This is a genomic window from Streptomyces sp. NPDC054783, assembly GCF_053611725.1.
In genome coordinates this window covers 193,755-219,144 of the sequence record NZ_JBSHAY010000004.1, presented here as the reverse complement: position 1 = coordinate 219,144, position 25,390 = coordinate 193,755, and the positions used below count along the sequence as shown (strand labels likewise).

General features: G+C 70.5%; 24 protein-coding genes. 12 read left to right on the top strand and 12 right to left on the bottom strand.

The features are described from left to right. Positions 1 to 53 precede the first annotated feature (53 nt). A complete protein-coding gene (locus tag ACWGJ5_RS10525; RefSeq protein WP_453309344.1) occupies positions 54 to 635 on the top strand; it encodes a TetR/AcrR family transcriptional regulator in 582 nt (193 codons plus the stop codon). Positions 636 to 647: 12 nt separating this feature from the next. Here ACWGJ5_RS10525 and ACWGJ5_RS10520 read toward each other — a convergent pair whose 3' ends face one another. Both ACWGJ5_RS10520 and ACWGJ5_RS10515 read right to left on the bottom strand, forming a co-directional pair. Beyond that, on the bottom strand, positions 648 to 1,034 hold the full coding sequence (locus tag ACWGJ5_RS10520; RefSeq protein ID WP_453309343.1) for a RidA family protein: 387 nt from the start codon (positions 1,032 to 1,034) through the stop codon (positions 648 to 650). A gap of 10 nt (positions 1,035 to 1,044) precedes the next feature. Beyond that, positions 1,045 to 1,857: an NAD(P)-dependent oxidoreductase gene (locus ACWGJ5_RS10515; protein WP_453309342.1), complete on the bottom strand. Its 813-nt coding sequence runs from the start codon at positions 1,855 to 1,857 to the stop codon at positions 1,045 to 1,047. A 59-nt stretch (positions 1,858 to 1,916) separates the two neighbouring features. Between ACWGJ5_RS10515 and ACWGJ5_RS10510 the strand changes: the two genes are divergently transcribed. Further along, positions 1,917 to 2,855: a LysR family transcriptional regulator gene (locus ACWGJ5_RS10510; protein ID WP_453309341.1), complete on the top strand. Its 939-nt coding sequence runs from the start codon at positions 1,917 to 1,919 to the stop codon at positions 2,853 to 2,855. Positions 2,856 to 2,860: 5 nt separating this feature from the next. Here ACWGJ5_RS10510 and ACWGJ5_RS10505 read toward each other — a convergent pair whose 3' ends face one another. Together ACWGJ5_RS10505 and ACWGJ5_RS10500 are read right to left on the bottom strand one after the other, a co-directional pair. Next, positions 2,861 to 3,673, bottom strand: a complete 813-nt coding sequence (locus tag ACWGJ5_RS10505; protein WP_453309340.1) for an EI24 domain-containing protein — start codon at positions 3,671 to 3,673, stop codon at positions 2,861 to 2,863. A gap of 20 nt (positions 3,674 to 3,693) precedes the next feature. Then, positions 3,694 to 4,131 carry a MarR family winged helix-turn-helix transcriptional regulator gene (locus ACWGJ5_RS10500; protein WP_228620158.1) on the bottom strand — a complete coding sequence of 146 codons (438 nt, stop codon included), beginning with the start codon at positions 4,129 to 4,131 and terminating at the stop codon, positions 3,694 to 3,696. Positions 4,132 to 4,234: 103 nt separating this feature from the next. Between ACWGJ5_RS10500 and ACWGJ5_RS10495 the strand changes: the two genes are divergently transcribed. Both ACWGJ5_RS10495 and ACWGJ5_RS10490 read left to right on the top strand, forming a co-directional pair. Further along, entirely contained in the window at positions 4,235 to 5,269 is a 1,035-nt protein-coding gene (locus ACWGJ5_RS10495; protein ID WP_453309339.1) for an NADP-dependent oxidoreductase, read from the top strand. Between the two features lie 107 nt (positions 5,270 to 5,376). Further along, complete coding sequence (locus ACWGJ5_RS10490) at positions 5,377 to 5,796, top strand: organic hydroperoxide resistance protein (RefSeq protein ID WP_453309338.1); 420 nt, start codon at positions 5,377 to 5,379, stop codon at positions 5,794 to 5,796. Positions 5,797 to 5,930: 134 nt separating this feature from the next. Here the strand turns inward: ACWGJ5_RS10490 and ACWGJ5_RS10485 are convergent, their stop codons facing one another. Together ACWGJ5_RS10485 and ACWGJ5_RS10480 are read right to left on the bottom strand one after the other, a co-directional pair. After that, positions 5,931 to 7,085, bottom strand: a complete 1,155-nt coding sequence (locus ACWGJ5_RS10485; protein WP_453309337.1) for a serine hydrolase domain-containing protein — start codon at positions 7,083 to 7,085, stop codon at positions 5,931 to 5,933. Between the two features lie 300 nt (positions 7,086 to 7,385). Beyond that, complete coding sequence (locus ACWGJ5_RS10480) at positions 7,386 to 8,351, bottom strand: SCO2400 family protein (protein ID WP_453309336.1); 966 nt, start codon at positions 8,349 to 8,351, stop codon at positions 7,386 to 7,388. 200 nt (positions 8,352 to 8,551) lie between these two features. Between ACWGJ5_RS10480 and ACWGJ5_RS10475 the strand changes: the two genes are divergently transcribed. From ACWGJ5_RS10475 to ACWGJ5_RS10440, 8 genes are all read left to right on the top strand, one after another. Then, a complete protein-coding gene (locus ACWGJ5_RS10475; RefSeq protein ID WP_453309335.1) occupies positions 8,552 to 9,709 on the top strand; it encodes a mandelate racemase/muconate lactonizing enzyme family protein in 1,158 nt (385 codons plus the stop codon). Then, complete coding sequence (locus tag ACWGJ5_RS10470; RefSeq protein ID WP_453309334.1) at positions 9,706 to 10,710, top strand: zinc-dependent alcohol dehydrogenase; 1,005 nt, start codon at positions 9,706 to 9,708, stop codon at positions 10,708 to 10,710. The genes ACWGJ5_RS10475 and ACWGJ5_RS10470 overlap by 4 nt, the downstream gene beginning before the upstream one ends. A 141-nt stretch (positions 10,711 to 10,851) precedes the next feature. Then, complete coding sequence (locus ACWGJ5_RS10465; RefSeq protein ID WP_453309333.1) at positions 10,852 to 11,823, top strand: hypothetical protein; 972 nt, start codon at positions 10,852 to 10,854, stop codon at positions 11,821 to 11,823. A 44-nt stretch (positions 11,824 to 11,867) separates the two neighbouring features. Beyond that, positions 11,868 to 12,977, top strand: a complete 1,110-nt coding sequence (gene chvE / locus ACWGJ5_RS10460; RefSeq protein WP_228620173.1) for a multiple monosaccharide ABC transporter substrate-binding protein — start codon at positions 11,868 to 11,870, stop codon at positions 12,975 to 12,977. Positions 12,978 to 13,020: 43 nt separating this feature from the next. Beyond that, positions 13,021 to 14,571, top strand: a complete 1,551-nt coding sequence (gene mmsA, locus ACWGJ5_RS10455; protein ID WP_453309332.1) for a multiple monosaccharide ABC transporter ATP-binding protein — start codon at positions 13,021 to 13,023, stop codon at positions 14,569 to 14,571. After that, a complete protein-coding gene (gene mmsB, locus ACWGJ5_RS10450) occupies positions 14,568 to 15,812 on the top strand; it encodes a multiple monosaccharide ABC transporter permease (RefSeq protein ID WP_453309331.1) in 1,245 nt (414 codons plus the stop codon). The genes mmsA and mmsB overlap by 4 nt, the downstream gene beginning before the upstream one ends. Positions 15,813 to 15,867: 55 nt before the next feature. After that, positions 15,868 to 17,055 (top strand): aldose epimerase family protein, encoded by a 1,188-nt coding sequence (locus ACWGJ5_RS10445; RefSeq protein ID WP_453309330.1) that lies wholly within the window; start codon positions 15,868 to 15,870, stop codon positions 17,053 to 17,055. 101 nt (positions 17,056 to 17,156) lie between these two features. After that, a complete protein-coding gene (locus ACWGJ5_RS10440; RefSeq protein WP_453309329.1) occupies positions 17,157 to 18,932 on the top strand; it encodes a pyridoxal phosphate-dependent aminotransferase in 1,776 nt (591 codons plus the stop codon). Between the two features lie 77 nt (positions 18,933 to 19,009). Here ACWGJ5_RS10440 and ACWGJ5_RS10435 read toward each other — a convergent pair whose 3' ends face one another. From ACWGJ5_RS10435 to ACWGJ5_RS10410, 6 genes are all read right to left on the bottom strand, one after another. Next, positions 19,010 to 19,537, bottom strand: coding sequence for an FAD-dependent oxidoreductase (locus ACWGJ5_RS10435; protein WP_453309328.1), 528 nt, complete (start codon positions 19,535 to 19,537; stop codon positions 19,010 to 19,012). 118 nt (positions 19,538 to 19,655) lie between these two features. Further along, positions 19,656 to 20,531 (bottom strand): geranyl diphosphate 2-C-methyltransferase, encoded by an 876-nt coding sequence (locus ACWGJ5_RS10430; RefSeq protein ID WP_453309327.1) that lies wholly within the window; start codon positions 20,529 to 20,531, stop codon positions 19,656 to 19,658. Between the two features lie 46 nt (positions 20,532 to 20,577). Further along, complete coding sequence (locus ACWGJ5_RS10425) at positions 20,578 to 21,744, bottom strand: family 2 encapsulin nanocompartment cargo protein terpene cyclase (protein ID WP_453309551.1); 1,167 nt, start codon at positions 21,742 to 21,744, stop codon at positions 20,578 to 20,580. A gap of 659 nt (positions 21,745 to 22,403) precedes the next feature. Continuing rightward, positions 22,404 to 23,837 (bottom strand): family 2B encapsulin nanocompartment shell protein, encoded by a 1,434-nt coding sequence (locus tag ACWGJ5_RS10420; RefSeq protein ID WP_453309326.1) that lies wholly within the window; start codon positions 23,835 to 23,837, stop codon positions 22,404 to 22,406. 287 nt (positions 23,838 to 24,124) lie between these two features. Further along, positions 24,125 to 24,775, bottom strand: coding sequence for a DUF4360 domain-containing protein (locus ACWGJ5_RS10415; protein ID WP_453309325.1), 651 nt, complete (start codon positions 24,773 to 24,775; stop codon positions 24,125 to 24,127). A gap of 130 nt (positions 24,776 to 24,905) precedes the next feature. Continuing rightward, positions 24,906 to 25,364: an RrF2 family transcriptional regulator gene (locus tag ACWGJ5_RS10410; protein WP_453309324.1), complete on the bottom strand. Its 459-nt coding sequence runs from the start codon at positions 25,362 to 25,364 to the stop codon at positions 24,906 to 24,908. Positions 25,365 to 25,390 lie beyond the last annotated feature (26 nt).

Below are 25,390 nucleotides of genomic sequence, written 5' to 3'. Positions count from 1 at the left end.
TACCTGTAGAGTGGTAGGTTTCGTTATCTTGTCGTTATTTTTCGGCGGCGCGGATGCCGTACGGTGTCGTCATGAACGCGAGGGTCAGGAGCGGGGAACGGCGCGCGGAGATCGTCGGGGCGGCCCTGGAGGTGATCGCCGAGCGCGGTTACCGGGGGGCGAGCCTGGCGGCCGTGGCCGAGCGCGTCGGCCTCACCCAGCAGGGTCTGCTGCACTACTTCCCCACCAAGGACGCCCTGCTGGTGGCCGTGCTCCAGGAGCGGGACCGGTGGGACGCGGTACCGGACACCCGGTGGCGGGTTGATCTGCTGGCCTCGCTGGTGGAGTACAACGCGATGCGGCCCGCGATCATCCAGACGTTCTCGGCGCTGCTCGGCGAGAGCGTGACGGAGGGGCATCCGGCGCGCTCGTACTTCACCGAGCGGTACGCGCGGGTGCGGGAGTCCATGGCGACGGTGCTGCGCGCCGAGTACGGCGACCGCCTGCCGAACGGCCTCACACCCGAGCGCACCGCTCCCCTGCTCGTCGCGGTGATGGACGGGTTGCAGTACCAGTGGCTGCTGGATCCGGAGTCGGTGGACATGCCCGGCGCGTTCCGTGACTTCCTGCGGCTGCTGGGCGAGCCGGTGGACTGAGAGCGGTTCCTCTCACGAGGGTCGTACGGCCGCCACGACCTCCACCTCCACCTGCGCCTCCGGGCGGAACAGGCGCGGCACTTCGAAGGTCATGCTGGTCGGCGGCGTGCCGGTGAGGAACTGCCGCCGCACGGAACCGTATTCCTCGAGCCTGCCGATGTCCGTCAGGTAGGTGCGGATGTTGATGACGTCCGCGAAGCTCGCTCCGTGGGCCTTGAGCAGTGCGTCGATCGTCTCGAAGACGCCCCGGGTCTGCTCGGCCAGGGTGGCGCCCTCGGCGATCTGGCCGGAGAGGAACAACAGGGCGCTGCCGTCGGCGTGTTCGACGCGGGCCACCTGGGAGTAGTAGGGGCTCAGGGGCTGCGGTGCGGAGGCGGGGCTGTTCAGGGTGATCTGCAAGGGGAGTCCTTCAGGCGGTACGGATGAGGTGGGCGGCGGCTCGGGAGATGTCGGCGCGGGCCAGTGCGGGGTCCGTCGCAGCCTGCCGGAATCGCTCCGACACGGCTGCAATGATCGGCAGTTGGGCTGCGGACGCGGAGATCCGGAGGTCCTTCACGGCGAGGTCGGTCGCGAAGGACACCCCGTCGGCGAAGGCACGGTCGACCGCGCCGCCGAGCGGACCCGTCTTCAGTGCCGCACGGGCGGTGCCGCCGTCCAGGCCCAGCGCGGCGGCGAGCCGCAGTGCCTCGGCGACCAGGCCGACTCCGCCGATCACCGCCGTGTTGACGACGAGTTTGAGGGACGCCCCCGAGCCGAGCGGGCCGGTGCGGGTGACCGTGCCGAGGTGTGCGAGGACGTGTTCGACGGCGGCCGTGTCCCCGCCCGCGAGGATGCCGAGCGTGCCCCCGGCCGCCCGGTCGGTGCTGCCCATGACCGGCGCGTCCACGAGAGTGACGCCGTCCTTCAGCCGCCCGGCCAGCTCCCGCACGGCGTCCGGTCCGACGGTGGACATCTCGACCCAGGCCGTACCCGGCGGCAGCTCCGGCGCGACGGCGCCGGCCACGTCGGCCAGCGCGTCCGGTCCGGCGAGCATGGTGATCACGACGTCGGCGTCCCGTACCGCCTCCGCCGGTGACCCGGCGCGCACGGCTCCCTCGGTGACGAGCGGCTCGGCGCGGGCCGGGGTGCGGTTCCAGACAGTCAGCGGATGACGGGCAGCGAGCAGCCGGCGGGCCATCGGGGCGCCCATGCGGCCGAGCCCCAGAAAGGCGATCTTCTCCATGCCGTCGACGTTAGGAGCGGGGCAGTCGATGCGACAAGCAAATGTCTAGCATCGCTGCCATGCCGACTTCGCATGACGACGCACCCGAACCGCCCGACCTGTCCACCGTCTGGCTGCGGGTGTTCCTGGAGGTGGCCCGGTACGGCTCGTTCACCGTGGCCGCGCGGACGCTGGGCTGGACCCAGTCCGCGGTGTCCCGGCAGATCTCCTCGCTGGAGTCGGCCCTGGGCGGCGGTCCGCTCTTCGACCGGCTGCCGCGGGGCGTGCGGCTCACCGAGGCCGGCCGGACCCTCGTGCCGTACGCCGAGGCCGTGTCCGGATCGCTGCGCGGCGCGGCGCGCGACCTCGCCGAGCTGCGGGCGGCGGCGGGCGGCCGGCTGCGGTTCGGGGCGTTCGCCACCGCCGACGCGGCGCTCGTCCCGCACGCTCTGGCCGCCTTCCACGCCCGTCATCCCCGCGTCCGGATCTCGCGTGAGGAGGGCCTCTCCCCCGCCCTGCTGGACCGGCTGACGGCGGGCCGACTGGACCTCGCCGTGGTCTCGACGACGGGCCGCGCGCCGCTGGAGGCGTACGCGCTGCACCACCTCCTCGACGAGACCCTGTACGTCGCCGTCCCCGCCGCTCATCCGCTCGCCGCGACCGAGGGGCCGGTACGGCTGGCCCGGCTCGCCGACGCCGACTGGATCGCCGGCAGCGCCCGGCCCGAGGGCACCCTCCTGGACGCGGCGGTACGACAGGGCTTCCGGCCGCGCGTCGCGCACGTGGTCGGGGAGTGGACCGCCAAGCAGGGCTATGTCGCCGCGGGCCTGGGGGTGACCCTGATCCCGGCCCTGGCGGCCACGTCCGTACGGCCGGACATCACCCTGCTGCCGATCGACGCCGAGGATGCGCCACCGCGCGCGGTGTACGCGGCGACGGCGCGGGGACACTCCCTGTCGCCGGCGGCCCGGGCCTTCGTCACGGCCCTGCGGGAGGCGGCGGCACGGATCCCGGGGTGACGGTCTCAACCGGCCTGACGGGTGGGCGCCGTACCGTCGGCGTCGGTCGCGGAGTCGTTTCCGTTCTCCTCGCTGCCCTCCCCCAGCAGCTCCCGCGCGAGCAGTGTCGCGCCCGCGACCGCGCCCGGCATCAGGAACACCGCGACGAACGGGACCAGGAAGGCCAGGCCCAGCGGCGTGCCGAAGCCCCAGACCAAGGTCTTGCGGGAGCGGAGCAGGGCGAGCCGGGCGCGCAGTTCGACGCCGCGGCGCTGGAGGGCGACGGCGGTGAGCTCCTCGGTGAGGAAGAAGCCGGTGACGAAGAAGCCGAGCACGGGGACGGCGGTCTGCCCGACGAACGGCAGGAAGCCGAGGGCGAAGAGCAGCACGCCCCACAGCGCGGCCCGCACCAGGACGCGCACGCTGTCCCGGGCCGAGATCCACAGCTCGCGCCACAGCGGCAGGCCCGACCGGGGGGCGGTGCCGTCGGGCGAGACGTCGGCGTCGACCTTCTCCGACAGGTTCTCGTAGAAGGGCTGGCCGATCAGCAGCGTGACGGCCGTGAACGTCAGGACGGCCAGCAGCAGCCCGAGGGCGAAGAGGACGGCCGTGAGGAAGCCACGGAAGAGGCCCTGCCAGGGGCTGGACCAGTGGTCCGCGAACGGCGTCGCCCAGGCGACCCCGTCCTCGCCCCACACCGCGAGCGCGGCCAGCGCCGCCGCGTAGAGCACCAGGGTGATCAGCCCGGGCAGCAGCCCGAAGCCGTACCGCCGGCCGTGCCGGGCCACCCAGCGCTGGCCCTTCAGCAGATGACCGAACCCCACCCCGAGATCGCGCATGGCGGAAACTTTACCGACTTTCAGCCGGCCAGCATCCGGCGGAGCAGGTCGCGCAGGGAGCGCCGCTCCTCCTCCGACAGCCCGGCCAGGGGTTCGCGGGCGAAGTGCAGGCCCTCCCGCAGGTCCCGGGCCACGCGCACGCCGTCCTCGGTGGCGGCGGCCACCTTGACCCGGCGGTCGTCCGGGTCGGGGCGGCGCTCGACCAGCCCGCGGGTCTCCAGGCGGTCCACTATGCCCGTCACGTTCGACGGCTCGCACTTCAGCTTCTGTGCCAGCTTGCGCATGGGCAGCGGTTCCACCGAGAGCAGGCTGAGGAGCCGGGCCTGGGGCCCGGTCAGCGCGTGCTCGCCCGCCGCTTCCTCGTAGTCCGCGTAGAAGCGGGCCACGACGTCTCCGATGAGTTCGACGACCTCCATCGTGAGGGCGTCCGGGCGGTGGGTCTTCGGTGGTGTGGCCATGCCTCTCAGGATACCCGGTTACTTGACATCCTGAAATATTGAAGCGCATTGTTGTTTCAGGTACTGAAGTAATCCGCCCTGGAGCAAGAGGAAAGGCGCTGTCATGATCAACCGCGAGTGGCACCTGCTCAGCCGTCCCGTCGGCTGGCCGAAGCCGGAGGACTTCGCGCTCGTCGAGACCCCGGTCCCCACCCCCGGTGAGGGCCAGGTGCTGGTACGGAACAAGTACCTCTCCGTGGACCCGTACATGCGCGGCCGCATGAGTGCCGCGAAGTCGTACGCCGCCCCGTTCGAGCTGGGCAAGGTCATGCAGGGCGGCGCGGTCGGCGAGGTGATCACCTCCAACGCCGAGGGCATCGAGGCGGGCGACCACGTCCTCCACTTCTTCGGCTGGCGCGAGTACGCGGTCATGGACGCCAAGAACGCGGTCAAGGTCGGACCGGCGGCCATCCCGCCCGTCAAGGTCGACGACCAGGCCCACGAGGTGCCGCTGTCGGCCTACCTCGGCGTCCTCGGCATGACCGGCCTCACCGCCTACGCCGGTCTGCTGCGCACCGCCTCCTTCAAGGAGGGCGACATCGTGTTCGTCTCCGGCGCCGCGGGCGCCGTGGGCAGCGAGGTCGGCCAGCTCGCCAAGCTGCTGGGCGCCTCGCGGGTCATCGGCTCGGCCGGCTCCGACGAGAAGGTCAAGCTGCTGGTCGAGGAGTACGGGTTCGACGCCGCGTTCAACTACAAGAACGGCCCCGTCGGTGAGCAGCTGCGCGAGGCCGCGCCGGACGGCATCGACGTGTACTTCGACAACGTCGGCGGCGACCACCTGGAGGCCGCCATCGGCTCGCTCCGCCAGGGCGGCCGGATCGCCGTCTGCGGCATGATCTCGGTCTACAACAACACCGAGCCCGCGCCCGGCCCGCGCAACCTCGCCCGGCTGATCCAGACCCGGGGCCGCATCGAGGGCTTCCTGGTCGGCGACCACTACGACCTGCAGCCGGAGTTCGTCCAGAAGGTCGGGCCGTGGGTCGCCTCGGGCGAGCTGAAGTACCGCGAGACGGTCGTCGAGGGCATCGAGAACAACCTGGAGGCGTTCCTCGGGGTGCTGCGCGGCGACAACATCGGCAAGATGATCGTCAAGCTCTGAGGCCCGGACAGACCTTCCTGCAGTTTCCGGCATGCGGTAACTTCTTTCCGAAATCCGCCGTCGATCGTGGGCGCGAGTCGCGGCGGACCGAGGAGGAGGACAACCGCATGCCCATCACGCAGTCCGACGTCCTGTACACCGCCGTCGCCACCGCCGAGAACGGCCGGGACGGCCGGGTCGCCACGGACGACGGCCGACTCGACGTCGTCGTCAACCCGCCCAAGGAGATGGGCGGCAGCGGCGCCGGCACCAACCCGGAGCAGCTGTTCGCCGCGGGATACTCCGCCTGCTTCCAGGGGGCGCTGGGGGTCGTCGCCCGGCAGGAGGGGGTCGACGTGTCCGGGTCGACCGTCACCGCGAAGGTCGGGATCGGCAAGAACGAGGACGGGTTCGGGATCATCGTGGAGATCTCGGCGAGCATTCCCGGCGTTTCCGCCGAGGCGGGCCGCGAGCTGGTCGAGAAGGCTCACCAGGTGTGCCCGTACTCGAAGGCGACGCGGGGGAACATCACCGTGACGCTGGTCTGACGCCCGTCGTTGCGCATTGCGGAGGCCGCACCCTTGGACGTGGGGTGCGGTCTCTCTTTCGGCCGGGGGGCGTGCGCCGGGTGCCGTGCGTCGTCGGGTGCGGGTCCGTCGTGGCTGGTCGCGCCCCCTGCGGGTCAGATGCTTTTCAACGCCGCTCGGTGAACCGCTGCCACCAGCCTGTCGTTCTCCGGTGCCGCCCCGCCCGGAAACGCCATCCGGCGCCGCGTGTAGCCGTAGGCCAGGCCACCGCGCGGGTCGGCGAAGGCCTGGCTGCCGCCTGCGCCGCTGTGACCGAAGGTGCCGGCGCCCAGGACCGGGTGCCACATGTCGGCGGTGGCCTGGAAGCCCAGGCCGTACGACTTGTGGGCGCGGGCCACCAGGTCGTAGCCCACGGAGTGGATCTGGCCCACCTCGGCGACCGTGTCCGGCTTCAGCAGCGGCGGCCGGTCGTCCAGCTCGCTGATCGCCGCCGCGTACGTCTTGGCGAGCCCCCGCGCGGAGGCGACGCCGCCCGCCGACGCGGGTCCCTTGGCCCGTACGAGACGGGAGTTGGCGTAGTCCGCCAGTGTGCCCGGCCTCGGGACGTGCGTGTTGAAGGCGATCGAGGCCAGGGTGTGCGGACCGGTCGGCCGGGCGTCCAGCAGGGCCTGCTGCTCGGGGGTCGGGAGCATCGGCTGCACCGGGCGGAAGCGGGGTTCCCGGGATTCGGGCAGGCCCAAGAAGAAGTCGGTGCCGTACGGCGCGCGCACCCGCTCCTCGTACACCTCCTGGAGGGTGTGGCCCGTGGCCCGGCGGACCACCTCGCCGGTGAGCGCGCCGATCACCAGCGCGTGGTAGCCGAACGCCGTGCCGGGTCGCCAGAACGGCTTCTGGTCGGCGAGCCGTTCGGCCATCGCCCGGTCGTCGGCCATCTCCTCGGCGGAGAACCCGGCGTCGATCCCGATCAGGCCCGCGCGGTGCGCCAGCAGGTCTCTCAGGGTCACCGCGCCCTTGCCCTCGGCGCCGAACTCCGGCCAGTAGTAGGTGACTTTGCGGTCCAGCTCCAGCGTGCCGTCCTGCACCAGGAGCGCGACCACCAGGTGTGCGGCGCCCTTGGTGGACGAGTACACGCCGTACAGCGAGTCCGCCTCCGCGCCCGCCCACAGGTCGACGACCTGCCGTCCGTGCACGTACGCGCACAACTGGCCCTCATAGTCGTCGCGTTCCCCGGCGACGAAGGCGGCGAACTCCTCGCGCACCGCCTCGAAGCCCTCGGCGACCGTGCCGTGGACGGTGATCTGCTGCGTCATCCGCTCTCCTCAACTGAGCCGCTGCTCGCTGCTCCCCCACTACAACGCCCGTTCCCGCTCCGGGCGTTCCCGAGACCGGTACGGCGCGATGCACCCGTTCGACTCAACCGCCGCGAACGCCCGTGGGTGTCACGGCTGCCCCGGATGGCGGATGGCGCGGGGGTGGCGCACGGACACGCGGGCCCGACCCCCCATGGCCAGATCGACGCCGCCCCGCACGACGGATGCCCCGAGGCGGCACGTGCGGATGCGCAGGGGCAGGCGCAGTGGGGCCCGGTGGTGCGGGGATGTGCGGCGGGGTCAGGTGCACCACCACAGGAAGCGGGTGCAGGTCTTGGTCGGGGAGGGTGTCGGGGACGGGGGTGAGGTCGTCGGGGCGCTGGTGGGGGTGGAGGCGGGCCGGGAGGTGGCGGTGGGGGCCGGGGCGCTGGGATGGGCGCCGGAGCCCGTCGCGGCGGTCTGCTGCGCCTTGTCCGTGTCCTTGGCGTCGGGGGACTTGGAGTTCTTGTCCTTCGGGGACTTGGAGGCGGACGCGGAGGCGTCCGGGGAGGCCGAGCCGGCCGCGCCGGGGGTCGCGCCGGAGGTGTCGGCGGCCGGGTCGGCCGTGGCGCCCGGGGACGCGGAGGACGTGCCACCGTCGGCCGCGGTGTCCGCGGCGGTGTCCGGCTGTCCGCTGGAGAAGGGCGAGAACGGCGCGTCCGTGCCGAGTTCGGCGAGGCCGAGGCTGCCCGCGGCCAGCACGAACCCCGCGGTGATCAGCACGGTACGCCGGCGCCGGCGCCGGTGCGCGGCGGCCTTGCGGTCGCGGCGGCTGGCGTCGGCGTCGGCGGGGCCCACCGCGGCGCCGCCGCGTGCCCGGCGCCGCGCGGCCCGGCCACCGGCCTCCGGCTCGGAGTCCGAGTCGGAGTCGGCCGGGGAATCGGGCTCGGGGTCACTGCCGGCTGCGGCCTCGGTGCCGGACTCCGCCTCGGGACCCCAGTCCTCGTGCGGCTCCCGACCTTGTGTCCACGCCACCTGTTCCGGACCGGCCGGCTCGTACTGCTGGGGGACGCGGTGCTGCGGGGAGCCGTACTGCGCAGACTCGTACTGCGCAGACCCGTACTGCGAGGGCCCGTACTGCTGGGGAACGCCGTACCCCTGCGTCTCACCCGTGCCCGCGCGCGCGTACGCGGCCGGCGCTTCTGCGACGGCGCGTGCCGGAGTTCCGCACCCGGGACAGGCCAGGGCGCCGTTGAGGTGCCGTTGGCACGGGTGGCAGTAGTCCATGACGCCGGAAGACTAGATTCCCCGTCGGTCACGTTCCTAGGCGCCGCTGTGAAGGTTTCGTGGAAAGCGAAAGAATTCTCGAAAGGCTTGTCGAAACCGTTACCTGTTCGACCCATTGACACCCCCGTCGCCCCGTCCTTACTGTCACGCCAGCATTTCGAACGTGTGACGAAATCTCGAACAGCTGAGGGGCAACTGCCGTGCGCATCACCGGAATCAGCACACACGTGGTCGGCACGCCGTGGCGCAACCTGACCTACGTCCAGGTGCACACCGACGAGGGGATCACGGGAGTCGGCGAGACCCGGATGCTCGGTCACACCGACGCGCTGACCGGCTATCTGCGGGAGGCCCAGGCCAATCACATTCTCGGCTCGGATCCGTTCGCGGTCGAGGACCTCGTCCGCCGGATGAAGTACGGCGACTACGGCCGTGCGGGTGAGATCGTCATGTCCGGCATCGCGGTCGTCGAGATGGCCTGCTGGGACATCAAGGGCAAGGCGCTGGGCGTGCCGGTGTGGCAGCTGCTCGGCGGCAAGGTGACGGACAGGGTCAAGGCGTACGCCAACGGGTGGTACACGACCGAGCGAACGCCCGAGGCGTACCACAAGGCCGCCCAGCAGGTCGTGGAGCGCGGTTACCGGGCACTGAAGATCGACCCGTTCGGCACCGGGCACTTCGAACTGGACCACCAGGAGACCCTGTACGCCGTCTCCCTCATCGAGGCCGTACGGGACGCGATCGGCCCGGACGCCGAGCTGATGCTGGAGATGCACGGCCGCTTCTCCCCCGCCACCGCCGTCCGGCTGGCCAGGGAGATGGCGCCCTTCAAGCCGGCCTGGCTGGAGGAGCCCGTGCCGCCGGAGAACCTGAAGGCGCTGGAGAAGGTCGCGGCCAAGGTGGACATCCCGGTCGCCACCGGTGAGCGCATCCACGACCGGATCGAGTTCCGCGAGCTGTTCGACAGCCAGGCCGTGGACATCATCCAGCCCGACGTCGGCCACATCGGCGGCATCTGGGAGACCCGCAAGCTCGCGGCCACCGCCGAGACGCACTACATGCTGGTCGCCCCGCACAACGTCGGCGGGTCCGTGCTCACCGCCGCGTCCCTCCAAGTCGGCTTCACCTCCCCGAACTTCAAGATCCTCGAGCACTTCAACGACTTCGCCGACGCGGAGATCAAGAAGGTGGTCAAGGGGGCGCCGCAGGTCGTGGACGGGTACTTCCGCCTGTCCGACGCGCCCGGCCTCGGGGTCGAGCTGGACGTGGATGCCGCCGCCGAGTTCCCGCAGCAGCAGGCCCGGTTCGACCTGTGGGCCGAGGGCTGGGAGCAGCGCAAGCCGAAGGGGACCAAGTGAGCACCGCCGTCGTCGTCGAGGCCCCGGGCCGGCACCGGCTCGTGGCGCACACGCCGCGCGAGCCCGGTCCCGGTGAGGCGCTGGTGGCCGTGCACGCGGTCGGCATCTGCGGCAGCGACCGCGAGGTGTACCAGGGCAACCGGCCCGAGGGGTACGTCCGCTACCCGCTGACGCCCGGCCACGAGTGGTCGGGGACGGTGTCGGAGGTGGGCGCCGGGGTGCCGGCGGGACTCGTCGGCCGCAAGGTGGTCGGCGAGGGCTTCCGCAACTGCCAGGTCTGCGACCGCTGTCACGCGGGCGAGACCACCCTGTGCACCGACGGCTACGAGGAGACCGGGTTCACCCAGCCGGGCGCCATGGCCGCCACGCTGACCCTCCCGGCCCGGCTGCTGCACGTCCTGCCGGACGACGCCGACCTCACCGCCGCCGCCCTGCTGGAGCCGGCCGCCTGCATCGCGACCGCCACGCTGAAGGCCCGCGCCCTGCCGGGCGAGCGGGTCGCGGTGGTCGGCACGGGCACGCTCGGGATGTTCGCCGTGCAGTTCCTGAAGGCGGTCTCGCCGGCGGAGCTGCTCGTCGTGGGCACCAGGAACGACCGGGAGGCGCTTTCCCGGCAGTTCGGGGCGAGCGACTTCCGGCTGAAGGACCAGGAGCTTCCGGACGACTTCGACGTCGTCGTCGAGACCGCCGGGTCCGCCTCCGCCGCGCGCACCGCCGCCTCGCTGCTCCGGCGCGGCGGACGCCTGGTCCTGACCGGGATCCCGGCGCCGGGCGCGGACGGGCTCGACCCGACCGATCTGGTCGTACGGCAGCTTGAGGTGCACACCGTCTTCGGGGCGCCGCCGGACGCCTGGGCGCACACCGTGCGCGTCTTCGGCGCCGGACTGCTGGACCCGCTGCCGCTGGTCACGCACGAGCTGCCGCTGACCGGGTTCCCGCAGGCCATCGAGCTGGTCGGGGCGGGTGATCCGGAGGTGGGCAAGGTGCTGCTCCGTCCCTGAAGACGTACGCCGGTCAGGGCGTGACCTGACGGCGCCCTGACCGGCGTACCACCACGGCCGTTTTTTTCGCAGCACCGCCCGGGCCGTATCCCGCCCCGAGCCGCGAACCTCGTCCGATATATCGAACAAGAAGGACAGCTTGTGACGACCGACGCTTCCGCCCCGGCGGCCCGCCGACCCGGTGAGCAGGCACTCACCGCCCTCGGCCTGGGCGCGCCCGCCCTCGACCCCGCCGACGCCTCCGCGCACAGCTTCCCGGGCGGCGGCCGCTGGCGCACCGAGATCCCCTCGTGCGAGGGTCCGGAAGCGCTGGCGGTCGTCCTGAAGGAGGCCTCGCGCCTGGATGTGCCGATCCACCGGATCAGCCAGGGCAGCGGCGTGTGGATGCTCACCGACGCCGAGATCACCGAGATGGTCGAGGCCACCGCCGCGCGCGACATCGAACTCTGCCTGTTCACCGGCCCGCGCGGCACCTGGGACATCGGCGGCTCGGTGCGCTCCGACTCGCGGGGGGCCGGACTGCGCGCACGGGGCCACGACGCGGTCGCCGGGTGCGTCGAGGACGCCGTACGGGCGACGGAGTTGGGCGTCAAGTGTCTGCTGGTCGCCGACGAAGGCGTGCTGTGGACCCTGCACCGGGCGCGCGAGGCGGGGATCATCCCGGCCGGCACGACGTTGAAGGTCTCGGCGCTCATCGGCCCCGTCAACCCGGCCTCGTACGCCGTCTTCGAGCGGCTCGGCGCCGACTCCGTCAACGTGCCCAGCGATCTGACACTGGATCACCTCACCGAGATCCGCCGGGTGTCCGCAGCCCCGATGGACATGTACATCGAGGCCCCCGACGACCTCGGCGGCTATGTGCGGATGTACGAGGTCGCCGAGCTGATCCGGCGCGGCGCCCCGCTGTATCTGAAGTTCGGCCTGTCCAAGGCACCCGGCATCTACCCGTGGGGCACCCACCTCAGGGACGTGACCCTGGACACCGCCCGGGAGCGGGTGCGGCGCGGCCGACTCGCCCTGGACCTGCTCGCCCGGCACGGCGCGGACGGCGACATGGCGCCGCTCGGCTCGCGGCTGCCCGGACCGCTGAACCGCTTCCCCATCACCGTGTGACCCCTCAACGACGAGACGACCGAGAAGACCAAGGACGGATCACCATGCGCAACCGCAGAGCCGCACTCGCCGCGATATCCGGAGCAGCCTCGCTCGCCCTCACCCTGACCGCCTGCGGGCAGAGCAGCTCGGGCGGCAGCAAGGAGAAGACCGGTGACGTCAAGGGCGCCACCATCGGCATCGCGATGCCGACGAAATCCTCCGAGCGGTGGATCAACGACGGCAACGACATGGTCAAGAACCTCAAGGCCAAGGGCTACAAGACCAAGCTGGTCTACGGCGAGGACGACCCGAGCACCCAGGTCTCGCAGATCGAGAACATGATCACGCAGGGCGTCAAGGGCCTGATCATCGCGGCCATCGACAACAAGTCCCTGAACAACGTGCTCCAGGAGGCCGCCCAGGCCAACATCCCGGTCATCGCCTACGACCGGCTCATCCTCGGCACCAAGAACGTCGACTACTACGCCTCGTTCGACAACGAGAAGGTCGGCACCCTCCAGGGCACCTACATCGTGCACAAGCTCGGCCTGGACAGCGGCAAGAAGGGCCCGTTCAACATCGAGCTGTTCGCCGGGTCCAACGACGACAACAACACCCAGTACTTCTTCGACGGCGCGATGAAGGTGCTCCAGCCGTACATCGACAAGAAGGAGCTGGTGGTCAAGTCCGGGCAGACCAAGCTCAACCAGGTCACCACCCTGCGCTGGGACGGCACCACCGCGCAGAAGCGCATGGAGGACATCCTCACCTCCTCCTACAAGAGCGGCAAGGTCGACGCGGTGCTCTCGCCCTACGACGGCATCTCCATCGGCATCATCTCCGCGCTGAAGTCGGACGGCTACGGCTCGGGCAGCAACCCGCTGCCCGTCATCACCGGGCAGGACGCCGAGCTGGCCTCGGTGAAGTCGATCATCGCGGGCCAGCAGTCCCAGACCGTCTTCAAGGACAGCCGCAAGGAGACCGCGGTCGCGGTGACCATGGTCGACGACGTCCTGCACGGCAAGAAGCCGCAGGTCAACGACACCAAGACCTACACCAACGGCGCCAAGGTCGTCCCCTCCTACCTGCTCCAGCCGGTGAGCGTGGACAAGACCAACTACGAGGACGTCCTGGTCAAGGGCGGCTACTACACCGAGTCCCAGCTCAAGTAAGCCCGCCCACCTGCCCGACCCACACTGATTGGAAGGCACGACCATGGCGGGACCCGTCCTGGAAATGCGCTCTATCGTCAAGACCTTTCCCGGTGTCATAGCGCTGTCGGACGTCACGCTGACGGTCCGTCAGGGCGAGGTCCACGCCATCTGCGGGGAGAACGGCGCCGGCAAGTCGACCCTGATGAAGGTGCTCTCCGGCGTCCATCCGCACGGCACCTACGAGGGCGAGATCCTCTTCGAGGGAGAGCTCTGCCGGTTCAAGGACATCCGGGCGAGCGAGCAGCACGGCATCGTCATCATCCACCAGGAGCTGGCGCTGGTGCCGTACCTCTCCGTCGCGGAGAACATATTCCTCGGCAACGAACATGCCACGCGTGGACTCATCAACTGGCGCGAGACCCTGCGCCACGCCACCGAACTGCTGCGCAGGGTCGGCCTCGACGAGCACCCGGAGACCCGCGTCGCCGACATCGGCGTGGGCAAGCAGCAGCTCGTGGAGATCGCCAAGGCCCTGTCGAAGGAGGTGAAGCTGCTCATCCTCGACGAGCCGACGGCGGCCCTGAACGACGAGGACAGCGGCAAGCTCCTCGACCTGATTCTGGAGCTGAAGAACCAGGGCATCACCTCGATCATCATCTCCCACAAGCTCAACGAGATCCGCCGGGTCGCCGACTCGGTGACGATCATCCGCGACGGGCGGTCCATCGAGACGCTCGACGTGAAGGCGGAGGGGACGACCGAGGACCGGATCATCAGCGGCATGGTGGGCCGCGACCTCGACCACCGCTTCCCCGAACGCACCCCGCACAAGCCGGAGGAGGGCGCGGCCCCCGCGCTGGAGATCCGCAACTGGACCGTCCACCACCCCATCGACCAGCAGCGCAAGGTCGTGGACGACGTGTCGATCAGCGTCCGCCGGGGCGAGATCGTCGGCATCGCGGGCCTGATGGGCGCCGGCCGCACCGAACTCGCGATGAGCGTCTTCGGCCGCACCTACGGCCGCTACGCGGGCGGCACGGTCCTCAAGGACGGCACGGAGATCCGTACGAAGTCCGTCGCGGAGGCGGTGGAGCACGGCATCGCGTACGTCACCGAGGACCGCAAGCACTACGGCCTCAACCTGATCGACACCATCAACCGGAACATCTCGCTGACCGCGCTGAAGAAGGTCGCGAAGCGGGGCGTGGTGGACGAGCAGGCGGAGCGGCAGGTCTCCGAGCGCTTCCGCAAGTCCATGAACATCAAGGCGCCGACGGTGTTCGAGCCGGTCGGCAAGCTGTCCGGCGGCAACCAGCAGAAGGTCGTCCTCAGCAAGTGGATCTTCGCGGGTCCGGACGTGCTGATCCTGGACGAGCCCACGCGCGGCATCGACGTGGGCGCCAAGTACGAGATCTACACGGTCATCGACCAACTGGCCGCCCAGGGCAAGGCGGTCGTCTTCATCTCCTCCGAGCTGCCGGAGCTGCTCGGCATGTGCGACCGCATCTACACGATGGCCGCGGGACGGCTCACCGGTGAGGTGCCGCGGGCCGAGGCCACGCAGGAAGTGCTGATGCGCCAGATGACGAAGGACAAAGAGGTAACCCGATGAGCACGGACGTCACCGACAAGACGCCGGCGGCCGCACCGCCGGGCAAGGGCGGACCGGCCGCCGGCGAGGGCCTGTTGCAGCTGGTGCTCGGCGGCCTGCGCCGCAACATGCGCCAGTACGGCATGCTGATCGCGCTCGGTCTGATCGTCGTCCTCTTCCAGTTCTGGACCGGCGGCGACCTGCTGCTGCCGCGCAACGTCTCCAACCTGGTGCTGCAGAACAGCTACATCCTGATCCTCGCGATCGGCATGATGCTGGTGATCATCGCGGGGCACATCGACCTGTCGGTCGGCTCGATCACGGCGTTCGTGGGCGCCTTCGCGGCCGTACTGACGGTGCAGCACCATGTGGCGTGGCCCGTCGCCCTGGTGCTGTGCCTGCTGGTGGGCGCGGTGGCGGGCTCCGTACAGGGCTTCCTGATCGCGTATTTCGGCATACCGTCGTTCATCGTCACCCTCGCCGGGATGCTGCTCTTCCGCGGCCTGACGGAGATCCTGCTCAAGGGCCAGACCCTCGGCCCGTTCCCGAACGGCCTGCAGAAGATCGGCAACGGCTTCCTGCCCGAGGTCGGCCCGAACACCAACTACCACAACCTCACCCTGCTCCTCGGCATCGTCCTGATCGCCGCCGTGGTCTGGCAGGAGGTGCGCGACCGGCGCCGCCAGCAGGAGTTCACCCTCGACGTGGTGCCCGTGAAGCTGTTCCTGCTCAAGCTCGTCGCGCTGGTCGCCGCGATCCTCGCCCTCACCATGCTGCTCGCCAGCTACGACGGCGCGCCGATCATCCTGATCATCCTCGGCGTCCTGGTGGGCGGCTACGGCTACGTCATGCGCAACTCGGTCTTCGGCCGGCACATCTACGCCATCGGCGGCAACCTGCCGGCGGCCAAGCTGTCCGGTGTGAAGGACAAGCGCATCACCTTCCAGGTGTTCCTGAACATGGGCGTGCTCGCGGCCCTGGCGGGTCTGGTGGTCGCCGCCCGTCTGAACGCGGCCTCGCCGAAGGCGGGCGACGGCTTCGAACTGGAGGCCATCGCCTCCTCGTTCATCGGCGGCGCCTCCATGAGCGGCGGTGTCGGCACCGTGCTCGGCGCCATCATCGGCGGTCTCGTCCTCGGCGTGCTGAACAACGGCATGAACCTCCTCAGCGTCGGCACCGACTGGCAGCAGGTCATCAAGGGCCTGGCCCTGTTGGCGGCGGTCGGCTTCGACGTGTGGAACAAGCGCAAGTCCGGTTCGTAAGTCAGACCGGGCCCCGCCGCTCGTGGCGGGGCCCCTCCTTTTATGGGAGCCGCACATGGAACTGAACAGACGCACGGTCATCGCGGGAGCAGCAGCGGCGGGCCTCGCCGCCACCACCCTCGGCTCGACAGCGACCTCAGCCGCTGCCGCGGCGGGCGCCCAGACCGCGAACGGTTCGTCGGGAGGCAGTAGGCCGGTGAAGGAACTGTTCGGCACGCTCGCCGACGGCACCCGGGTCTACCGCTGGTCGCTGGAGAACGGCGGCACCCGCCTGAAGGTCCTGAACTACGGGGGCATCGTCCAGACCCTGGAGGTCCCCGACCGCCGCGGCCACTACGCCAACGTCGTCGCGGGCTTCGGCGACATAGCCGACTACGTGGCCAAGAGCCCGTACTTCGGCGCCCTCATCGGGCGGTACGGCAACCGCATCGGCAAGGGCCGGTTCACGCTCGACGGCAAGAGCTACCAGCTCTCCGTCAACGACGGCGTGAACAGCCTGCACGGCGGCAAGCAGGGCTTCGACAAGCACGTGTGGGACGTCGAGCCGTTCGCCGACGGCTCCGAGGTCGGCCTGCACCTGCACTACACCAGCGTCGACGGCGAGATGGGCTACCCGGGCACGCTGAAGGCGAAGGTGACGTACACCCTCACCCGGCACGGTGAGTGGCGCATCGACTACGAGGCCACCACGGACAAGGCGACCATCGTCAACCTCACCAGCCACGTCTACTGGAACCTGGCCGGCGAGGGCAGCGGCACGATCGAGGACCACGAGCTCCGGATCGCCGCCTCCCGCTACACCCCCACCGACTCGGGCCTGATCCCGACCGGCGAGCTGGCGAAGGTCGCGGGCACCCCGTTCGACTTCCGCCACGCCAAGCCGATCGGCCGGGACATCCGCGCCGGTCACGTCCAGCAGGTGCAGGCCAAGGGCTACGACCACAACTGGGTCCTCGACAAGGGCATCACGCAGCGCCCGGAACATGTGGTGACCCTGCGCGACCCGCGCTCCGGCCGCACCCTGAAGATCGCCACCGACCAGCCCGGCCTGCAGTTCTACTCCGGCAACTTCCTCGACGGCACGCTCACCGGCACCGGCGGTCACACCTACCGTCAGGGCGACGCCCTGTGCCTGGAGACCCAGCACTTCCCGGACTCGCCGAACCACGCGGACTTCCCGTCGACCGTGCTGCGGCCCGGGCAGACCTACCGGACGACGACGATCCACACGTTCGAGGCGTGAACCTGCTCACACGGCACGTGAGTTGAACGCCACTGCCGTCACCTCCGTATCGATGGGTGGCCCGTGCTCCCCCGCACGGGCCACCCGAAACGGAGGTCCCTTTGGCCGGCAACGTCACCTCGTTGTTCCGCGGCACCCCCGCGCACAGCCCCTCCATGGCGGCGCTGACGCGCGAGGGCGGCGACGGAACCGGCCCGGTGGACTTCTGCGTCCCGTGCAACCCGTACTTCCCCACCCCGGCCATGTACGACGAGCTGGCGGCCCGGCTGCGCGAGATCATCACCTACTACCCGAGCAGCGCCGACACCATCACCGCCGAGCTGTGCAGCCTCCTCCAACTGCCGCCGCAGTGCGTGGCGATGGGCAACGGCTCCACGGAGCTGATCACCTGGATCGACCACCTCCTGGTCCGTGAGTCCCTGGCGGTCCCCGTGCCGACCTTCGGCCGCTGGACCGACCAGCCGATGGAGACCGGCAAACGGGTCGACATGTTCCCGCTGCAGGAGGCGAGCGGCTTCGCGCTGGACCTCGCCCAGTACGCGACCTTCATCCGCACCCGGGGCACGCGCGTCGCGGTGATCTGCAACCCGAACAACCCCGACGGCGGCTATCTGCGCAAACAGCAGGTCATCCAGTTCATGGACGCCATGGCCGACCTCGACCTGGTGATCGTCGACGAGTCCTTCCTGGAGTTCGCCGACGCGGAGGCCGAACCGAGCGTCGTCCAGGAGGCCATGCTCCGCCCCAACGTCATCGTGCTGCGCAGCCTCGGCAAGAACTTCGGCCTGCACGGCGTCCGCTTCGGCTACCTGGTCGCGAACCCGGCGCTCGCGGGGAAGGTGCGGGCGATGCTCCCGAAGTGGAACCTCAACTCCTTCGCCGAACACCTGGTGTTCATGCTGAAGGAGCACGGCACCGAGTACGCCCGGAGCCTGCAGCAGGTCCGCCGCGACCGCCTGGACATGACCGGCCACCTCTCCGCACTCCCGGGCCTGACGGTGTACCCGTCCCAGGGGAACTTCCTCTTCGTACGGCTGCCCGTCGGCGCCGAGGGCACGGTGGTCCGGGACCGGATGCTCACCGAGCACCGGATCCTGGTCCGCGAGTGCGGCAACAAGATCGGCTCGTCCAGCCGCTTCCTGAGACTCGTGGTGCGCCCCCAGGTCGACGTGCGTCGCCTGGTGTCCGGCCTGGAACAGGTGCTCTACGGGTCCAGGAGGGGAGCCGCCGTACCCGAGCTGGGCACAGGGACCAGCTACAGCTCGGGTACGGCGGCGGTGGACCGGCTGATGAGCGAGACCAACGGGGGCGGCATGCCGGAGCTTGCCGCCCAGGCCCAGGCCATGCCCGCCGCTCCCGCCCCGGCCGCCGGCACCGGCATGCCGCTCCCCGCCGCCGTACCCCCGCCCGGCGCCGGGATGCCGATGCCGGCGGCAGCCCAGGCGGCGCCGATGCAACAGCCCCCGGCAGAGATCCCGGCCCCAGTTCCACTTCCAGCTTCTGCTCCGGCCCCAGTTCCACTTCCAGCTTCTGCTCCTGCTCCTGCTCCTGCTCCTGCTCTGATGCCGACCCCTGCCCCCTCGGCCTTCCCCGCACCGCTTCCCGCACCCACCCCCGCGGCCCCGTCCCCCGTCCCCATCCCGGCCCCCGTCCCCGTCCCCGCCCCGGCCCCCGTTCCCGTCCCGGCCCCCGCCGCGGTGGCCGGCCCCACCCCGCCGGGTGTCCCGGCCCGCGGTGGCCTCACGGCCGCCCAGGTACGCGGCATGACGGCCCCCGCCACCCCGGCCCCGCCCACCGGCCTGACCCCGGCCCCGGCAACAGGCTGGCCCAACGCCCAGAGCTGGCCGAACGCGGCGGGGATGGGGCAGGCGGGGTAGCTGCTCGGAGTCGCCGTCGTCGTCGCCGCCTCCCCGCCGCCTGGTCGGCATTCGTCACGTATTTCGGGAAGTGAGCGTCAGGACCTGATGACCAGATCGGCGGCCAGTTGGAAGGGCTTCGCGCTCTGCGACTGGCATCTCACGCCGTTCACCCGGCCCGCGAAGTCCCGGGTCAGCCCCGTACACCTGGTGGACGGCACCAGCGTGACCTGGGGAAGTGCGAGCACCTTGCGTCGCAGGCGGCGTTCCAGCTCGTCGCGGGTGAAGCTCTGGACCGGGACGCCCGTACGCTGCCGTGGCGCGAGTCCGACGGGCAGCAGGAAGTCGATGCCCTCGCCGTAGTCGAATACCGGCGCTCCCGCTTCCCTCAGTTCTTCGCGCAGTCCCGGGAACAGCCGCTCCAGGATCTCACCGCCCCTGGCCAGCATCGCGTGCCCCTGGTAGCCGTGCGGAGCGCCCGGATGAGCGCCGGTGTCCTCGTCGACGGCATCCCGTTCCACGAGGACGACCTCGCGGAAGAAGTCGGCCAGTACGCGTGCGGTCACGAGTCCCGCATAGCTGCCGCCGACGACAACGGCCTTGCCCCAAAGGCAATGTGCTCTCATGTCCTCTCCCACAGGTGACTGGGTACCCGCAAGCGCTTGACAGGCCCGTGATCCGGCTCCCGCGCCGGGCGTGGTGCCGCACGTCCCGCGCGTACGACACCAGGCATGCGCCCTGGTTTCAGATGCGGTCGGCCGCGATGAGGAGGTAGTGGAAGCTGCCCTCCTTGTAGGCGGCGAGGAACGGGTCCTCGATGCCCGTGGCGACGGAGGACTTGGCCCGCAGTTCCCAGTAGGGGATCGTGTCCGGGGTCAGGTCCACCACCTGGATCGGCACCAGGTTGCTCGCCGCAAGTGCCCTGAAGTACTCGCTGCGCGGGTGGATGTTGCAGGTGTAGTGCTCGTCGATCCTGCTGACGGCCTTGGAGCGCATGCCGGTGACGTCGTTGGAGCAGCCGGTGATGCAGACGTAGCGTCCGCCGTACTCCAGCAGGCGGGAGAACTCGGCGAAGAGTTCGAACAGGTCGACGTACATCGTCGTCTCGTTGGTCCAGATCGCCCGGCGCGATCCGGTCTCCAGACGGGTGTCGAGCATGTTGCGGAAGTGGAAGCGGACCTTGTCCGTGACCCCGCGGTGCCGCACCTGGTCGTTGGCGAAGCCGACCTGCTGCTCGGAGATGCTGACGCCGTCGACGTGGCAGCCGAAGCGGGCGTTGGCCATGAAGCTGGTGCCGCCTCGGCCGGAACCGGCGTCCAGGAGGTGGTCGTCGGGGGTGATGTCGCCGAGGTGGTCCAGGAGGACGTCGGCCTGGGCGGTCTCCAGGCGGTGCAGTTCCTCGATGATGCGCTGGTCGCGGTTCTCGGGCGGGCCGGCGAGGACCGAGGGGTCCCACTCGCCGAGGCCGTAGTGGTGGTGGTAGAGGCCGTCGACCTCGCCGAGCTTGATGTTGACGGGGGCCTTCTCCTTGTTCCAGTACTCCGCGACCGACTTCTGGTACTCGGTGCGCAGGACATCGCCCATGGCGATGCTTTCCATCTGGGTGGAGATCTTGGACATGGGGTTCCTTACTGGGAACGGGGGTTGGGGTGCGGGAGGCGCGGGCTCAGGCGGCTTTCGCGGTCTCGTGGTAGCGGGCGCTGCCGGCGTGCCACTCACGGCTGCCGCCGACCCAGGCCCAGGTGCCGGCCAGGAAGCGGCGCAGTTCCGGGGAGCCGGCCCGGGCGAGCGCGGCCGCCTCGGCCTCGAAGGTGAGCATCAGTTCGTTGTGGATGTCCACGGTGCGGTCGACGGCCTCTTCCAGTGAGCAGCCGTCCTCGGCGGCGATCAGCCGGGGCAGGCTGTAGTCCGTCGGGCCCTTCTCCTTGGCCATGGAGTAGAGGTCGTTGACGATCACGCTGGCGGTGCCCGCGAGCGTGAACGCGCGCCGGACCCGGGGGTCGGCGAACTCGCCGTACGGGATCTCGTAGCCGGCGATCGCGTCGACGAGCACCATGCACGGGATGAAGCTGTTCTCGTGCCGGTGCATCAGGTACTCCCACACCGGCGGGCGGTGACCGGCGGCCTGCCAGTAGCCCTCCTGGTTGTAGGCGACGAACATGATGCCCAGCTCGTGGCGGAGCCGGCGCACCTGTGAGGTCGTCGCGTACGAGTGGAGGTTGCGCAGGCTGTCCCTGAGGGCCCGCATGACGGGGTCCGCCCGGACGACCTCCTCCAGCTGGGGGGCGTAGGCGAGCGGCAGGTGGGCCTGGTCGATCACCGAGTGGGCGATGGCGAGCCGTCGGCCGAGTTCCTGCGGCCTCGCCTCCTCGACCTCGCCGTCCACGTAGTGGTCGTCCACGGCCCACTCGGACAGCGCGCACTTGGCCGCCGCGAGCAGCCGCTCGGGGTCGTCGGACTCGGGATGGGCGAGCATGATCAGCCGACCGAAGTCGGCCTTGCGGATCCTGTCCAGGTGGCCCGGGTAGATCCCGACCTCCTCGGCCCACTCCACCAGACGCCCGGTGACGATCTCACCCAGGGCGGGATCGTCGCGCACGGCGGGCGGACAGTGCAGCCGGGGCCCGACGTCGGACACCGACGCCTCCGCGGGTGCCTCCCGGCGGGGCTCGAGGATCGCGGCCCGGCGGTCCACCGCCGAGGCACCGGGACCGGTGGGGGCGGGGACTGCCGCCGAGGCGCCGGGACCGGTACGGCCGAGAGCCGCCGCCGATGTACCGAGCCCAGTGGGCCCGGCCGGGAACTGGATCGGTCCCGCAGCCGCACCCGACACCGACTGCCCAGCCGCCGACCGCCCGGTCGCCACGGGATGCCCGGCCGCCACCGACTGCCAGGCTCCCGCCGACTGCCCGGTCGCCGATGAGTGCCCGGCCGCCGAGGGATGCGCGGTCGCTGGGCGCCCGGCCTCCGGCTGATGCCCTGTCGCCGCGTTCCCGCCCGTCGGCGGACGCTCCGTCGCGGGCTGGTATCCACTCGCCAGTGACGGCCCAGCCTCCGGCGAAGACACCGCCGCCGACCGCCCGGCCGTGGGCTCATGTGCGGTTCCTGCCGGATTCCCGGCCGCGGACGGACGCACCACCCCGGGCCGATGCCCGGCCGGCCCGGGCTGCCCGGCCACCACCGACCGCCCGGCCTCCGGCCGGTTCCCGCGTGCCGCGGGGTGGGCGCTCGTCGGGGGATCCACCGCGCCCGGCCGAGGTGTCGTCGTCGGCGTCGGCAGGGGCAGCGCGAGGGCGTTCGTGCGGGAGCGGTGGGGGGTGGCCGTTGTTGCGAAGGGGATGTGGGTCGCCGACGTACCCAAGCCCGTCGGGCCGGTGGGGAGGCCCGCGCCGGGCGGTGGCGGAGAGCCCTGCGACAGCAGGGCCCGGACCAGGCCCGCCACGTCGTGGGCCGCGGTCGGTGCCGTGGCCCGGGAGATCAACGACACCGCCGTCAGCTCCCGTTCGTGCGGGCGATCTCGACGTTCTCCAGGACGCCGAGGGCGTCGGGAACCAGGACGGCCGCCGAGTAGTAGGTGCTGACCAGGTAGGAGATGACCGCCTGCTCGTTGATGCCCATGAAGCGGACGTTCAGGCCGGGCTCCACCTCGTCCGGGATACCGGTCTGGTACAGGCCGATGACACCCTGGTCGTCCTCGCCCGTGCGCATGGCGATGATCGACGTCGTGCCCTGCTCGCTGATCGGGATCTTGCCGCAGGGCAGGAGGGGCACGCCGCGCCACGCGGGGATCTGGTTGCCGTTCAGGTCGATGCTGCCGAAGTACAGGCCCCGCTTGTTGCACTGGCGGCCGAACGCGGCGATGGCCTTGGGGTGGGCGAGGAAGCAGCGGGTCTTGCGCCGCATGCTGAGCAGCTCGTCCATGTCGTCGGGGGTCGGCGGGCCGCAGTAGGTGGAGATGCGCTGGTCGAAGTCGGCGTTGCTGAGCAGCCCGAACTCCTCGTTGTTGATCAGCTCGTGCTCCTGCCGCTCGCGCAGCGCCTCGATGGTCAGCCGCAACTGCTGCTGCGTCTGGTTCATCGGCTCGTTGAAGAGGTCGGCGACCCGGCTGTGCACCCGCAGCACCGTCTGCGCCACGCTCAACTCGTACTCACGTGGGGAGAGTTCGTAGTCGACGAAGGTCTGGTGCAGCGTCTCCTCACCGATGTGACCCGATTTCAGGAGAATGTCGGCCTCGCCGGCCCGGTTCAGTCTGCGGTGCCCGTCGGTGCTGATCCGCTGCACGTGCCGGCGCAGCGCCTCGTGGCGGTCGGCGACGGCCTTGTACGCCGTCAGCGGCAGCGCGAGCACGGTCGTGGGGGTCGTGGCCCGGGCCGTGAACTCCCACTTCTTGGTGCCGTCGGCCAGCACCTGGCCGCCGAAGGTGTCGCCGTCGGCCATCAGCCCGATCATGGACTCGTCGCCGTACGGGCCCTTGCCGAGCTTCTCCACCTTGCCGTGCGCGATCAGGTAGACGTGGTCGGCCTTGCGGCCCTCCTGCACGATGACCTGGCCGGGGGTGAACTCCTTCTGCACGAACCTGTCGGCGAGCGCGCCGAGCACGTCGGCGTCGGAGAAGCCGCGCAGCAGGGGCAGTTCGCCCAGTTCGGCGGGGACCACCTGGACCTTGGAGCCGGTCTTCACGAAAGTCACGCGGCCGTCGCCGACGGTGCAGGACATGCGGCGGTTGACCCGGTAGGTCGCGCCGGGCACGTTCACCCAGGGCAGGATGCGGGTGGCCCAGCGGGAGCTGATGCCCTGCATCTGGGGTTCGGACTTGGTGGTGGTGGCGAGATTGCGTGCCGCCGCGGTGCTGAGGCTCTGCTGTTCGCGCTGCTGCTGCTCCGACTCCGGGGTCGCCGCCGGTGCTGTCACTGTGTCGAGGGGCATGGCTCTACCTCGTCTTCCTCGTCTCCATGGCACGTGAGGGCGCGACGACCTTGTGCCGTGTCGTCACGCTGCGTGAACAGGAGTAGCAGAGCCGCGCTCACGTTGAGTAATCGCCCAGGCGGCGCGCGAGGGTAGTCGGTAGGCGCACTCCGCGCCCCTCGCGCGCCCCTTGCGAGTATCACTCCTTGTCGAACGATTCTGCGGGTCAACCGATGGATGACCGCTCAGCGGGGAGGTCCGTCAACGGCCATCACATACTCAGAGTGACCGGCGTGGCGCCCGTACGGCTACGCGCTCGGACACTGCTTCCACGCCATGTGGTACACCGTGCTGATGTCCCCGTCCGTGGAGTCCATGGTCATGAAGCTGACCTTGTCGGGGTTGGTGGTGCCCGCGCTCACCCGCAGTTCGGTGTTGATGTTGAAGTTGCGCAGCACCCCGCAGGGCGCCCAGACCAGTTGGGCCCAGTCGGTGCTGTCGGTGGCCTGCCAGTCGTCGTTGTAGGCGCCGTTGAAGGGGTGGATCTTGGGCACGGTCTGCGAGGAGCCCTGGAAGTAGTACGAGGCCTTCTGGGTGGCGCTCGCGCCGGGCTGCAGCGACAGGAAGCCGCGGTAGTCGGCGCTGGCTATCGCGTAGGTGAAGCCCTGGGGGACGTGAACCACCAGGTTGAGCTGGCAGTTCTTGCGGAAGGCGGTCGGGTCGGAGGTGCCGCCCGCCTGGGCGAGATAGCTGCTGTAGGTCACCGTGAAGGCCGTGTTGTCCGGGGAGACCGCGACGGCGGCCGAACCCGCCGGGCAGCCGGAGCCGTTCACCGTGGCGACGTCGATGACGATCTTGTCCGGGGGCGGGTCGTCGAACACCGGCGACGAGGACCGAACGGGTAGTGCCGTGGTGAGCAGTGCCGCCACGGCACCGCTCAGGAGTAGTCCACCAGCCATGGTTTCTCCCGGGGTCGAGGGTGTGGGGGGTCTGTGTGGAACCTGTGAAGCGCTCCGCATCGTAGGAACCACCGCTCACCACCGGGAGGTTCAACTCCGGCCATTCACAACCGGTCGTTCACACCCGGGCCTACGGGTTCTCCCAGGCCGCCGGTTCCGCCGCGAGCGCCCGGACGGGCTCCGGCAGCGCGTCCGCCGCGAGGTCGGCGAGGGTGACGCCCTCCAGGATCCGGCGGACGTTCGCGCGCAGCGCGATCCACAGGGGCAGCAGGGGCTGTGCGCTGCCGGTGTAGGCGAGGCCCGTCGGGCGTTCACCGCGGACCGAGACGATCGGGCCGTCCACAGCGCGGATCACATCGGCGACCGTGACCTCGGCCGCGTCCCGCGCCAGCCGGTACCCGCCGCCTCCGCCACGCCTGCTGTCGACGATCCCGCCACGCCTGAGATCGCCCAGGATCCCTTCCAGGAACTTGTGCGGGATGCCCTGGGCGGCGGCGATTTCCTCCGCCTTCACCGGGCCGTTACCCTGCCGTACGGCCAGCTCCAGTACCGCCCGTACCGCGTAGTCCGCCCGTGCCGAGATCCTCATGGGTCCATTGTGGGGCGTCGCCGCAT